Here is a 12,899-nt window from a genome sequence, read left to right as displayed (position 1 = left end):
GCGAACACCCTTGACACCACTGGGCACTTGACCCACTACTGGTTCCTGCGCAGCGATCCTGACAACGTTGTCCAGCGGCGCGGGAGGGTGCCTGACGATGCTCGGAACTCGGCACGGACACGGACCGGCGGTCGCCTTGACGGCCGCCTTCGTCATGGCGGTGGGCGCTCAGGGGACGGCGGTGGCCCTGCCCGACCGCGCCCCGGCCGCCGCCCGGTCGTTCGCCTCGTCCTTCGAGGCGGGTGACCCCGCCCCGGACTGGCTCAGCACGGTCGACACGGCGGCCGACGGCGGCAAGCGCGCCTCCGGCGTGGACGGCGGTGACAGCACCGGCATTCCGGGCAACGTGAACGACCACGTCACCGCCGTACGGGCGAGCGGCGAGAACACCGGCGCCGGCGAGGTGAAGGAGAACCTGGTCGACGGCGAGCCGGGCACGAAGTGGCTCACGTTCGAGCCCACCGGCTGGGCGGAGTTGGACCTGGACAAACCGCAGAAGATAGTGACATATGCCCTCACTTCGGCCAACGACCACGCGGAACGCGACCCGCAGGACTGGACACTGAAGGGTTCCATGGACGGGTCGGACTGGAAGACCCTGGACACCCGGTCCGGCGAGACCTTCGCCGAGCGGTTCCAGACGAAGACCTACGACCTCCCCGCGGCCGCCGTCGGCGACTACCGGCACTTCCGCCTCGACATCACCCGCAACAACGGCGCCGCCGGCATCCTGCAACTCGCCGACCTGCAGTTGTCCACCGGCACCGCCGGCGGCCCCGTTCCGCCGGACATGCTGTCGTTCGTGGACCGCGGCCCCGCCGGGTCCCCCACGGCCAAGGCGGGCGCCGGCTTCACCGGGAAGCGGGCCCTGCGCTACGCCGGCCGGCACACGGCCGACGGGCGGGCGTACTCGTACAACAAGGTCTTCGACGTCGACGTCCGGGTCGGCCGCGACACCCGCCTGGCGTACCGGATCTTCCCGTCGATGACGGACGGCGCCCGCGACTACGACGCCACGAACGTCTCGGTGGACCTCGCCTTCACCGACGGCACCTATCTCAGCGACCTCGGCGCCACCGACCAGCACGGCTTCCCGCTGACCCCGCGGGGGCAGGGCGCGGCCAAGGTGCTCTACGTCAACCAGTGGAACGACGTGAACGCCCCGATCGGCTCGGTCGCGGCCGGGAAGACCGTCGACCGGATCCTGGTGGCGTACGACTCCCCGGCGGGCCCGGCGAAGTTCCGCGGCTGGCTGGACGACGTGAGCATCCGCTCGGTCCCGCGGGAACGGCCCAGGGCGCACCTGTCGGACTACGCGGTCACCACCCGCGGTACCAACTCCAGCGGCGGCTTCTCCCGCGGGAACACCTTCCCGGCGACGGCGGTCCCGCACGGCTTCAACTTCTGGACGCCGGTGACCAACGCCTCCTCGCTCAGCTGGCTCTACGACTACGCCCGCCGGAACAACGCGGACAACCTGCCCACGATCCAGGCCTTCAGCGCAAGTCACGAGCCCAGCCCCTGGATGGGCGACCGGCAGACCTTCCAGGTGATGCCGTCGGTCGCGACCGGCTCCCCGGACACCGGCCGCACGGAGCGCGCGCTGCCGTTCCGGCACGAGAACGAGACCGCCCGGCCCTACTACTACGGGGTCCGCTTCGACAACGGCCTGCGGGCCGAGATGACACCGACCGACCACGCGGCGATGCTCCGCTTCACCTACCCCGGCGACGACGCGAGCGTGGTCTTCGACAACGTCACCGAGGAGGCGGGGCTGACGCTCGACCGGGAGCACGGGATCGTCACCGGCTACTCCGACGTGAAGTCCGGCCTGTCGACGGGAGCGACACGGCTGTTCGTCTACGGCGTCTTCGACCGTCCCGTGACCGACGGTTCCGCGAGCGGCGTGCGCGGGTTCCTGCGGTTCGACGCGGGCTCCGGACGCACCGTCACGCTGCGCCTGGCCACCTCGCTCATCGGCATCGACCAGGCCAGGGACAACCTGCGCCAGGAGATCCCCGACGGCACGGGCTTCGACGCCGTGAAGAACCGCGCCCGGCGGCAGTGGGACGCCCTGCTCGGCCGGGTCGAGGTCGAGGGCGCGACGCCGGAGCAGCTCACCACGCTGTACTCCAGCATGTACCGGCTCTACCTGTACCCCAACTCCGGTTTCGAGAAGGTGGGCGGGAGACACCGGTACGCCTCGCCCTTCTCCCCGATGACCGGTCCGGACACCCCGACCCGCACCGGCGCGAAGATCGTCGACGGGAAGGTGTACGTCAACAACGGCTTCTGGGACACGTACCGGACGACCTGGCCGGCGTACTCGTTCCTGACGCCCACTCAGGCCGGGCAGCTGGTGGACGGTTTCGTGCAGCAGTACAAGGACGGCGGCTGGACCTCGCGCTGGTCCTCCCCCGGCTACGCGGACCTGATGACGGGCACCTCGTCCGACGTGGCGTTCGCCGACGCCTACGTCAAGGGCGTCGACTTCGACGCGAAGGCGGCGTACGACGCGGCGGTGAAGAACGCCACCGTCGTCCCGCCGTCCCCGGGCGTGGGCCGCAAGGGCATGGCCACCTCGCCCTTCCTCGGCTACACGAGCACGGACACCCACGAGGGCCTGTCGTGGGCGCTGGAGGGACACCTCAACGACTACGGCATCGCGCGCATGGCGCAGAAGCTCCACCGGGAGACGGGTGAGAAGCGCTACGGGGAGGAGGCCGCGTACTTCCTGAACCGCGCCCGCGACTACGTCGAACTCTTCGATCCGCGGGCCGGGTTCTTCCAGGGCCGCGACCGCGCGGGCGCATGGCGGGTGGACTCCGCGCAGTACGACCCGCGCGTGTGGGGCTACGACTACACCGAGACCAACGGCTGGGGGTACGCCTTCACCGCCCCGCAGGACTCCCGCGGACTGGCCAACCTCTACGGCGGCCGGGCCGGGCTCGGGCAGAAGCTCGACGCGTACTTCGCCACCCCGGAGACGGCCTCCCCGGACCTCGTCGGCTCCTACGGCGGCGTGATCCACGAGATGACCGAGGCGCGGGACGTCCGCATGGGCATGTACGGGCACTCCAACCAGGTGGCGCACCACGTGGCCTACATGTACGACGCGGCCGGCCAGCCGTGGAAGACGCAGGCGAAGGTGCGCGAGGTGCTGTCGCGGCTGTACGTCGGCAGCGAGATCGGGCAGGGCTACCACGGCGACGAGGACAACGGCGAGCAGTCGGCGTGGTTCCTGTTCTCCGCGCTCGGCTTCTACCCCCTGGTGATGGGCAGCGGCGAGTACGCGATCGGCTCCCCGCTGTTCCGGCAGGCCACCGTGCACCTGGAGAACGGCCGCGACCTGGTGGTCAAGGCGCCCCGGAACAGCGCACGCAACGTGTACGTGCAGGGAGTGAAGGTCGACGGCCGCACCTGGACGTCGACGGCGCTCCCCCACCGGCTGATCGCCGAGGGCGGGGTCCTGGAGTTCGACATGGGCCCGCGGCCGTCGGCCTGGGGCACCGGGAAGAACGCGGGACCGGTGTCGATCACCCGGGACGACCGGGTGCCGGAACCCAGGGCCGACGTGCTGAAGGCCGACGGACCGCTGTTCGACGACACCTCGGCGACCGAGGCCGCGGTGACCGCGGTGGACCTGCCGGTCACCGCCGACGCGAGAGCGGTGCAGTACACCCTGACCTCCGCGGACCGCGCACAGGCGCCCACCGGCTGGGTGCTCCAGGGCTCGAAGGACGGCACGCGCTGGCGCGACCTGGACCGCCGCTCGGGCGAGTCCTTCCGCTGGGACCGGCAGACCCGGGCCTTCTCGGTCCCCCGGCCGCGCGCCCTGCGCCACTACCGGCTGGTACTGGACGCCCGATCGACGCTGGCGGAGGTGGAGTTGCTGGCCTGATCCCGACGCCCGCACCCGAACGCCGGGTACCCCGAGGACGTCCCATGCCCCACAATGGCCGCGCCGCCCGGTGAACGCCGGGCGGCCCGCCGACGTGAGGGGGACGAGGCACGGATGGGCATCAGCAGACGGCTCACGGGACTGCTCACGGCGACGGCCGGAACAGCGGCGCTCCTGATCGGCGCGAGCGCACCGGCCCAGGCCTACAGTCCGAACCCGGCGTTCCACAGCTACTACTACGACACCGACGGCTGCCCGTGCAGCGGCGGCGACCTGACCGACCCGTTCGACAACACGTACTTCGCGCACGACGCCGGCGGCCTCGCCGTGAAGATGGAGATGTACTCCGGCGGCGCGTTCGTCGGGAAGGTGGAGTTCCATCCGTACGGCGAGAAGCTCTGGATCTACGACACCCGCAACGACGGCGACACGTTCTACGTCAGGGTCGGCTACTCCTCCGGCGGCACCTACCACAACCTCGGCACCTTCAAGCCGCCGGGCACCTCGGACGTCGTGGACCTGCTGGTGAAGGACTTCGACATCCCGGAGGGCGCCTTCGTGGACATCTCGGTCCACGACGACTCCGGTCTCACCGACCTCATCGGCGCCGCCCGCGGCACCGGCGCGGCCGTCGCCTGACGGCACCGGCCGGGCCGGGACCGGTGTGAGGCGGGAGCGGCCCCGGGGCGGGTTCCGGTCCGCTGGTTGGGAGCGCTCCCGTCTCGGTTGGGGACCGTAGCGCTCCGCAACCGGTCTGTAAACGGCTCCGCAGGTGGCGGCACACCTCGGTGAGAGTGGGTGTGCCGCCCCGTCGGCGGGGTGCCCGTCCGCGGGGAGGATGTCGCCGGGTCGTGCGGCAGCAGGCAGGGGACGACCGGGGAGAGGCCCGCTGTCCAGGGGCCGACCCGCGCCGCCCTCCACGGGAAGCCCCGGCGCACCCGGCGGGGTTTCGTTTTCCGCCGATGTGAACGCGGCCCCCTCGGACGATCCGGGGCAGCACACGGCAGCAGAACGCCGGCATGACGCGCAGCGCTCACGCGCTCCCCCACGACCCCGCCACGTAGCGCGCCCGGAGCTCTGCCGCGAGGCCGAAGGCCTCCTCGACACCGGCCTCCACGATCACCTCCCATGAGCCGCTGTCCACCGCCTCGAAGACCACGAGGCACTCTGCGAAGTCGTCGTCCACGGCCCATCTCTCCGGCGCAAGACGACTGCGGTCCTCAGCCGCCACGAGGAGCAGATCGAAGCACTGCCGGACACCGACGGCGAATTGCCGCAACTGCCCCCACGACATGACGTAGCCCTGCGGCGAGGCACGCACCTCGGCCCTGAACTCCTCGAACCCGAGGCCGGTGGGAACGTTGCCGATACCGTCGAAATCGAGGATGCTCCACACCCAGTCGTTGCCCGGGACCAGGGTGAGCAGGTCGGCAAGGCCCACCGTTCCGCCGCGGCCGTCGTGCATCTGGAACTCCACCAGCTCACTCACAGGTCACCCACCGTCCGTCCCATGTCTGCGGACTGCCACGACTGCGCATATCACCGGTCGGGTTCGTCGTTCCGGGGATGACGAAGGTGGTCGTGGTTCCCGAGCCACTCGGCCCGACGCTGCCCACCCGATCGAAGTCGTGGCGGACCCTCGGAAGCCTGCGCCGACCGATCCAAGGTCCCCGGAGGAGTCAAGCTCGGTCGCACAACGGCGTGTCGGTGTCGTTCCACCCGCCCGATGGGGCCATCTCGACCTGATGAGCCCGGTGGGCAGGGGCGTTGCGTCGCGGATGTCGGCCACAGGCCTCAAGAAGGCCCGCCTCATGTGCTCCTGGGTGAGGCCGGAGTCCGCACCGGGTCCGGTCATCACGCCTCGAAGCATCCACCCGGGGCCGGCGCAGCCGACGAAACGGACCGCGACCGGCTCCCCGCCGGACTCGCCCCCGGGCACCGCACCGCGGATCTCCGTCCCCAACTGCCCCGTGATCTCACGGACCTCACCGCCCCGGGATGCGATCTTCGCCATCAGCGCACCTCGGGCCCGGTCCCACCTCCCGTCCTTAGGCGCACTGAAGACCTGCAACTGCGGGAAGGCGCCTTCCAGGTGCGCAGTGAGGGCGGAGGCGAAGCCTTCGCCCTGCGACGAGGCGTCACCGTCCGCCCTGTTCCGGGCAACCGCAACGAGCCGGACGCGGAGTCGGCCCTGTAGAGGTTCCCGGCGCGGGACGAGGTTCCGGCGGCGGCCGACGGCCGGCAGGCGCGGAACGCGCGGGGCGTCCCGCGGGCGCACGCACGAGGGCCGTACCCTCCCGTCCTCGGGGGGTGCGGCCCTCGGCGCGCCGTGTGCTGCCGCCGGGATGCGGCGTACCGGCTACTTGCGGATCAGGCTCCGCAGCACGTACTGCATGATGCCGCCGTTGCGGTAGTAGTCCGCCTCACCGGGGGTGTCGATGCGGACGACCGCGTCGAACTCGACGCCCGTGTCGGTGGTGACCTTCACCGTGCGCGGCGTGCTGCCCTCGTTGAGCTCGGTGACGCCGGCGATGGAGAAGGACTCCTCACCGGTCAGGCCGAGGGACGCGGCGGAGGCGCCCTCCGGGAACTGCAGTGGCAGGACGCCCATGCCGATGAGGTTCGAGCGGTGGATGCGCTCGTAGGACTCGGCGATCACGGCCCTGACGCCCAGGAGCGCGGTGCCCTTGGCCGCCCAGTCGCGGGACGAGCCGGAGCCGTACTCCTTGCCGGCCAGGACGACCAGCGGGATGCCGGCGGCCTGGTAGTTCTGCGAGGCGTCGTAGATGAAGGAGACCGGGGCCCCCTCCTGCGTGAAGTCACGCGTGTAGCCGCCCTCGGTGCCCGGCGCGATCTGGTTGCGCAGGCGGATGTTGGCGAACGTACCGCGGATCATGACCTCGTGGTTGCCGCGGCGGGAGCCGTAGCTGTTGAAGTCGCGGCGCTCCACGCCGTGCTCCGTGAGGTACTGGCCGGCCGGGGTGTCGGCCTTGATCGCACCGGCCGGGGAGATGTGGTCGGTGGTGACCGAGTCGCCCAGCTTGGCCAGCACGCGGGCGCCGGAGATGTCGGAGACCGGCTCCGGGTCCATCGCCATGCCCTCGAAGTACGGGGGCTTGCGGACGTACGTCGACTCCGCGTCCCACTCGAAGGTGTCGCCGGTGGGGACGGGCAGCGACTGCCACTGGGCGTCGCCGGCGAAGACGTCCTGGTAGGACTTGGAGAACATGTCCTCGCCGATGGCGTTGGCGACGACGTCGTTGACCTCGGCCTCGGTCGGCCAGATGTCCTTCAGGTGGACAGGGTTGCCGTCCTGGTCGATGCCCAGGGCGTCCTCGGTGATGTTCACCTTCATGGAGCCGGCGAGGGCGTAGGCGACGACGAGCGGCGGGGACGCCAGGTAGTTCATCTTGACGTCGGGGTTGATCCGGCCCTCGAAGTTGCGGTTGCCGGAGAGGACCGACGTGACGGCCAGGTCGTGGTCGTTGACGGCCTTGGAGACCTCCTCCGGCAGCGGGCCGGAGTTGCCGATGCAGGTGGTGCAGCCGTAGCCGACCAGGTTGAAGCCGACCTTGTCCAGGTACGGGGTCAGGCCCGCCTTGTCGAAGTAGTCGGTGACGACCTTGGAGCCCGGAGCGAGGGTGGTCTTGACCCACGGCTTGCGGGTCAGGCCCTTCTCGACCGCCTTCTTCGCCACGAGGGCGGCGGCGACCATGACGTACGGGTTGGAGGTGTTGGTGCAGGAGGTGATGGCCGCGACCGTCACCGCACCGTGGTCCAGCTCGTAGGTCGTGCCGTCGGGGGCGGTCACCGGGACCGGGTTGGACGGGAAGCCGTTGGGGTGGACGGCCGGGGCGTCGGAGGCCGGGAAGGACTCCTTGCCCGCCTCGTCGACGTCGTCGACGTAGTTGCGGACGTCCAGCTTGAACTGCTCGGCGGCGTTCGCGAGGACGATGCGGTCCTGCGGGCGCTTCGGGCCGGCGATCGACGGCACGACCGTCGACAGGTCCAGCTCCAGCTTCTCGGAGAAGTCCGGCTCGGCCTTCGGGTCCAGCCAGAGGCCCTGCTCCTTGGCGTAGGCCTCGACGAGGGCGACCTGCTGCGCGGAGCGGCCGGTCAGGCGCAGGTAGTTCAGGGTCTCGTCGTCGATCGGGAAGATCGCGGCGGTGGAACCGAACTCCGGCGACATGTTGCCGATGGTGGCGCGGTTGGCGAGCGACGTGGCGGCCACGCCCTCGCCGTAGAACTCGACGAACTTGCCGACGACACCGTGCTTGCGGAGCATCTCCGTGATGGTGAGCACGAGGTCGGTGGCGGTGGTGCCGGGCTGGAGCTCGCCCGTCAGCTTGAAGCCGACGACGCGCGGGATCAGCATGGAGACCGGCTGGCCGAGCATGGCGGCCTCGGCCTCGATGCCGCCGACGCCCCAGCCGAGGACGCCGAGGCCGTTGACCATGGTGGTGTGCGAGTCGGTGCCGACGAGGGTGTCGGGGTAGGCCTGGCCGCCGCGGACCATCACGGTGCGGGCCAGGTGCTCGATGTTCACCTGGTGGACGATGCCGGTGCCGGGCGGGACCACCTTGAACTCGTCGAAGGCGGTCTGGCCCCAGCGCAGGAACTGGTAGCGCTCCTTGTTGCGGCCGTACTCCAGCTCGACGTTCTGCTTGAAGGCCTCGTTCGTGCCGAACTTGTCCGCGATGACGGAGTGGTCGATGACCAGCTCGGCCGGGGCCAGCGGGTTGATCTTGGACGCGTCGCCGCCGAGCTCCTTGACGGCCTCGCGCATGGTGGCGAGGTCCACGACGCAGGGCACGCCGGTGAAGTCCTGCATGATCACACGGGCCGGCGTGAACTGGATCTCCTGCGACGGTTGTGCCTGGGAGTCCCAGGTGCCGAGCGCACGGATGTGGTCGGCGGTGATGTTCGCGCCGTCCTCGGTGCGGAGCAGGTTCTCCAGCAGGACCTTCAGGCTGTAGGGGAGCCGGGCGGAGCCCTCGACCTTGTCCAGGCGGAAGATCTCGTACGACTCGTCGCCCACCTGCAGCGTGCTGCGGGCGTCGAAGCTGTTCGCCGACACGACAGTCTCCTTCATTGATGTGCGCGTACCACCGCAATCCTGCCGCCACACCGACTCGGCCGATCCGATAAGGTCAGGCTAAGTTAGGTAACCCTTACTGAGTTGGCGGCCGCGGTGCGCCTCAGCAGATATCTCGATGTCGAGATAACTCTAGTACATGGGGGCGAGATGGTCATGCCCGGACCGCCGTGGCGGCCACCATGCCGCCGCGAGACCGAACGGCGCCCACCGGGAGGGCGGCCCACGGGCGACGCCCGTGCGGCCACATGCGAGGCTCCAGGGCACCGACCGCGCGCCCCCTCCCGCGCCTGCGACCCCCTCGGGCACCGGCTCCAGGCCCCCCCACCCGGCCCCCCGAACCCGGCCCTGGCGATCGACCCCGACCCGGCTACCCGAACCAGCCCCCAGGGGTCGAGCCGGCCCCCAGGAACCGAAGCCGGCGCCAAGCCCGGGCCGAACCCCTGAGCCCCGCACACCCCCGAACCCGAGGCCGCGCGGGGGCCCGACTCCGACACGCTGAAGCGCGGGCGCACACGGGCGCCCCGGCCATCCCGCCCCGTCGGGACCCCGAATCAGGCCCTCCAGAGAACCTCCCCCGATGGCCACGCATGGCCTGCATCAGACATTGCGCATCATGCATGCATATATCTGGCATAGCAGGTGACATCATTCTTGGCTCACCCTCGGGCGCCTCCGAACGACGCCCACCCAGGGCGCGCTGACCGCCCGTCACCTGAATGGCCCCCTCGGCGAGCGCCATCTCATATCTGAGATAACCTCAGCCTCATGGCAGACGACTACCTCGTACGCATCGGCAAGCTCATCCGCGATGCCCGGCAACACCGTGGCTGGACGCAGACGCAGCTTGCCGAGGCGCTCGGAACCAGCCAGAGCGCCGTGAACCGCATCGAGCGGGGCAACCAGAACATCAGCCTTGAGATGATCGCTCGCATCGGTGAAGCCCTGGACAGCGAGATCGTGTCCCTGGGCTACGCGGGCCCGATGCACCTGCGGGTCGTCGGCGGGCGGCGCCTGTCCGGCGCCATCGACGTCAAGACGAGCAAGAACGCCTGCGTGGCGCTGCTGTGCGCCTCACTGCTCAACAAGGGCCGCACGGTGTTGCGCCGGGTGGCCCGCATCGAGGAGGTCTACCGCCTGCTGGAGGTCCTCAACTCCATCGGCGTGCGCACCCGCTGGATCAACGACGGCGTCGACCTGGAGATCGTGCCGCCGGCCGAGCTGGACATGGGTGCGATCGACGCCGACGCCGCCGTCCGCACCCGCTCCATCATCATGTTCTTCGGCCCGCTGCTGCACCGCATGGACCGCTTCAAGCTGCCGTACGCCGGCGGCTGCGACCTCGGCACCCGCACCATCGAACCGCACATGATCGCGCTGCGCCGGTTCGGGCTGGACATCGCGGCGACGGAGGGTCAGTACCACGCTCAGGTCGACCGTTCCGTACGACCGGAGCGGCCGATCGTCCTGACCGAGCGCGGCGACACCGTGACCGAGAACGCGCTGCTGGCCGCCGCCCGGCACGACGGCGCCACCGTCATCCGCAACGCCTCCTCCAACTACATGGTCCAGGACCTGTGCTTCTTCCTGGAGGCGCTGGGCGTCCGGGTCGAGGGCATCGGCACCACCACGCTCACCGTGCACGGCGTGCCGCACATCGACGTCGACGTCGACTACTCCCCCTCCGAGGACCCGGTCGAGGCGATGAGCCTGCTGGCCGCCGCAGTCGTCACGGAGTCGGAGCTGACGGTGCGCCGGGTGCCGATCGAGTTCCTGGAGATCGAGCTGGCCGTCCTGGAGGAGATGGGCCTCGACCAGGACCGCTCCCCCGAGTACGTCGCCGACAACGGCCGCACCCGCCTGGTGGACCTCACCGTCCGGCCCTCCAAGCTGGAGGCACCGATCGACAAGATCCACCCGATGCCGTTCCCGGGCCTGAACATCGACAACGTGCCCTTCTTCGCTGCGATCGCCGCCGTCGCCCAGGGCAAGACCCTCATCCACGACTGGGTCTACGACAACCGGGCCATCTACCTCACCGACCTGAACCGGCTGGGCGGGCGCCTGCAACTGCTCGACCCGCACCGCGTCCTGGTCGAGGGGCCCACCCGCTGGCGCGCCGCCGAGATGATGTGCCCGCCGGCCCTGCGTCCCGCGGTGGTCGTCCTGTTGGCGATGATGGCCGCCGAGGGCACGTCCGTCCTGCGCAACGTGTACGTCATCAACCGCGGGTACGAGGACCTCGCCGAGCGCCTGAACACGATCGGGGCGCAGATCGAGATCTTCCGGGACATCTGAATCGCCCGTGCCGCCGCACCCCGCCGGACCGCCTCCACGAGAACGGGCCTGCGGGGTGCGGCGGCACGGCTGTGACGTCACGGGGGGGGGTGGACGTCGCACGTAAGAGGGCTGTTTCCCCTCGTCCAGGTGGGGTCATCCACCCGCCGCGGACACCCGGCGGCGCCGATCCGGGGACCGGCAGCCGCGCTCGGCCCCGGCCAGGGTTCGGCCGGACGGGCTCTCCGCAGTCCCCGGTCGGCTATGCGTGGCCGTTCATCCCGACGAACTCGCCGTGCCAGCTGTGGTACCAGATCTGGCCGGTGGCGGCGTTCACCGAGAGCATTCCGGTGATCTTCCCGGACTGCAGGGTGTGCAGCGTGTAGTAGCCCGGGAAGGCCTCCGGGTCACCCGCGGTGAGCGTGGTGCCGCGGGCACGGAGCCACCGCTGGGCGATGTCGCGTGCCTGGGAGGCCGACACGCTGGTGCGGCTCCGGCTGCCGCCGTGCATGCCGTAGTCGGTGTTCCACATCATCGCCGGCCCGTACTCGATCTGCACGGCGCCGTCGGCCGGATCGATCAGCACCTCGGTGGCCTGACGGCCGGCGCCGGTCTCCAGCTGGGCGTAGAAGTTGCGGGTGAACTGCATGACCTCCCCGACCCGCAGGTCGAGCCGGTCGGCGAACGCGGTGGCCCGGTCGCGGGCCCGGTCCAGGGTCCGCACCGGTCGGCCGTCGCCCGGGAGCCACCAGTTGCCCGTCATGCCGGAGCCCATCATGCCGGGCGCCCAGGAGCCGCCGTCGCCGCCCATCATGCCGGAGCCCGTGTCGTCGTCCCACATGCCCGGTCCCCATCCGCTGGTCGGCCCCGCCGGCGTGGGCCCACCGCTCGCCAGGTCACCGGAGGGATGGCCGGGTGCGGTCACGGTCGGCACCGAGGGGGTGCCGCCGCTCGCCCCGCACGCGCCGAGGCCCACCGCGCCCGCCACGGCGAGGGACGCGAGAAGTGCCGCATGCCTGCGCCTACGCTTCATGATCCTCACCCTGCCGCCGGATCGGCTCCGGTCACCCTCGCGGGGCCGCTGTTCGTGCACACGTCCCATTCTGGCGCCGGCCGGACGGCCGCCCCGTGGGCCGTCCAGCCCGGGTCCACCGACGAACGTCCCGTCCACCCCTCCGTGCCGCTCGCCGGGTCACGAGGCCACCGCGGTGAACCCCGATTCCGGGCGCGTGGCCGGGCGGCCCGAGCGCGTCGGCAACCCGACGCGGCCGGCGCGGCCGGCGAGAGGAGGAACGGGCGGTCGGCGACGACCGTGCGCCGGTCCCTGGGCACGCCGCCGCCGGAACCCGCCGGCGCGGTGCCTCTCCGGTCGGTCGGCAGAGGCGGCTGAATGACCGTCAGAGTCGGGAACAGCAGGGCGGTCACGGGGCGGATGAGCCGGAAGTCGCCTGCCAGCAGGGCGAGTCCGCCAAACGGCCGACGAACGTGCCGGCCTGGTAGGAGTAATTGTCAATAGTTGTGGACCGGTTGAGCGATCAGATCAGTCAAGCCGGCGCCTTGCACGCTCAGCTCTCCGCCAGATCACCGCCATTCCGAGCGCCAGGACGCTCACGGCGACGACCACGA

7 protein-coding genes are annotated in these 12,899 nt (G+C 70.7%); 3 read left to right on the top strand and 4 right to left on the bottom strand.

Translation table 11 applies throughout. The annotated features are described in order from the left end of the window. Window positions 1-154: 154 nt before the first annotated feature. Both JS756_RS22450 and JS756_RS22445 read left to right on the top strand, forming a co-directional pair. Entirely contained in the window at window positions 155-3,901 is a 3,747-nt protein-coding gene (locus JS756_RS22450; RefSeq protein WP_205385059.1) for a GH92 family glycosyl hydrolase, read from the top strand. 114 nt (window positions 3,902-4,015) lie between these two features. Next, window positions 4,016-4,540, top strand: a complete 525-nt coding sequence (locus JS756_RS22445; protein ID WP_205384968.1) for a hypothetical protein — start codon at window positions 4,016-4,018, stop codon at window positions 4,538-4,540. A 394-nt stretch (window positions 4,541-4,934) separates the two neighbouring features. On the opposite strand, the gene JS756_RS22440 is transcribed toward JS756_RS22445, so the two are convergent. From JS756_RS22440 to acnA, 3 genes are all read right to left on the bottom strand, one after another. Further along, the gene (locus JS756_RS22440; protein ID WP_205384967.1) at window positions 4,935-5,390 is read right to left on the bottom strand and encodes a hypothetical protein; all 456 of its coding nucleotides are present in this window, start codon (window positions 5,388-5,390) and stop codon (window positions 4,935-4,937) included. Between the two features lie 3 nt (window positions 5,391-5,393). Then, entirely contained in the window at window positions 5,394-6,179 is a 786-nt protein-coding gene (locus tag JS756_RS38085; RefSeq protein ID WP_205384966.1) for a DUF3710 domain-containing protein, read from the bottom strand. Between the two features lie 81 nt (window positions 6,180-6,260). Continuing rightward, window positions 6,261-8,978 (bottom strand): aconitate hydratase AcnA, encoded by a 2,718-nt coding sequence (gene acnA, locus JS756_RS22430; protein WP_307790897.1) that lies wholly within the window; start codon window positions 8,976-8,978, stop codon window positions 6,261-6,263. 786 nt (window positions 8,979-9,764) lie between these two features. On the opposite strand from acnA, the gene JS756_RS22425 reads away from it, so the two are divergent. After that, entirely contained in the window at window positions 9,765-11,294 is a 1,530-nt protein-coding gene (locus tag JS756_RS22425) for a helix-turn-helix domain-containing protein (RefSeq protein ID WP_205384964.1), read from the top strand. A 241-nt stretch (window positions 11,295-11,535) separates the two neighbouring features. Here JS756_RS22425 and JS756_RS22420 read toward each other — a convergent pair whose 3' ends face one another. After that, window positions 11,536-12,306, bottom strand: coding sequence for a hypothetical protein (locus tag JS756_RS22420; protein ID WP_240204187.1), 771 nt, complete (start codon window positions 12,304-12,306; stop codon window positions 11,536-11,538). Window positions 12,307-12,899 lie beyond the last annotated feature (593 nt).

This window comes from Streptomyces actuosus, assembly GCF_016921115.1.
GTDB classification, from domain to species: Bacteria; Actinomycetota; Actinomycetes; order Streptomycetales; family Streptomycetaceae; genus Streptomyces; species Streptomyces actuosus_A.
The sequence above is the reverse complement of the archived record's forward strand: the minus strand, read 5'-3'. Positions and strand labels throughout refer to the sequence as shown.

Bases quoted from the DNA above. Each gene is read 5' to 3' on its own strand.
- JS756_RS22450 (WP_205385059.1), top strand. From the start codon at position 155: ATGGCGGTGGGCGCTCAGGGGACGGCGGTGGCCCTGCCCGACCGCGCC.
- JS756_RS22445 (WP_205384968.1), top strand. From the start codon at position 4,016: ATGGGCATCAGCAGACGGCTCACGGGACTGCTCACGGCGACGGCCGGA.
- JS756_RS22425 (WP_205384964.1), top strand. From the start codon at position 9,765: ATGGCAGACGACTACCTCGTACGCATCGGCAAGCTCATCCGCGATGCC.
- JS756_RS22420 (WP_240204187.1), bottom strand. From the start codon at position 12,306: ATGAAGCGTAGGCGCAGGCATGCGGCACTTCTCGCGTCCCTCGCCGTG.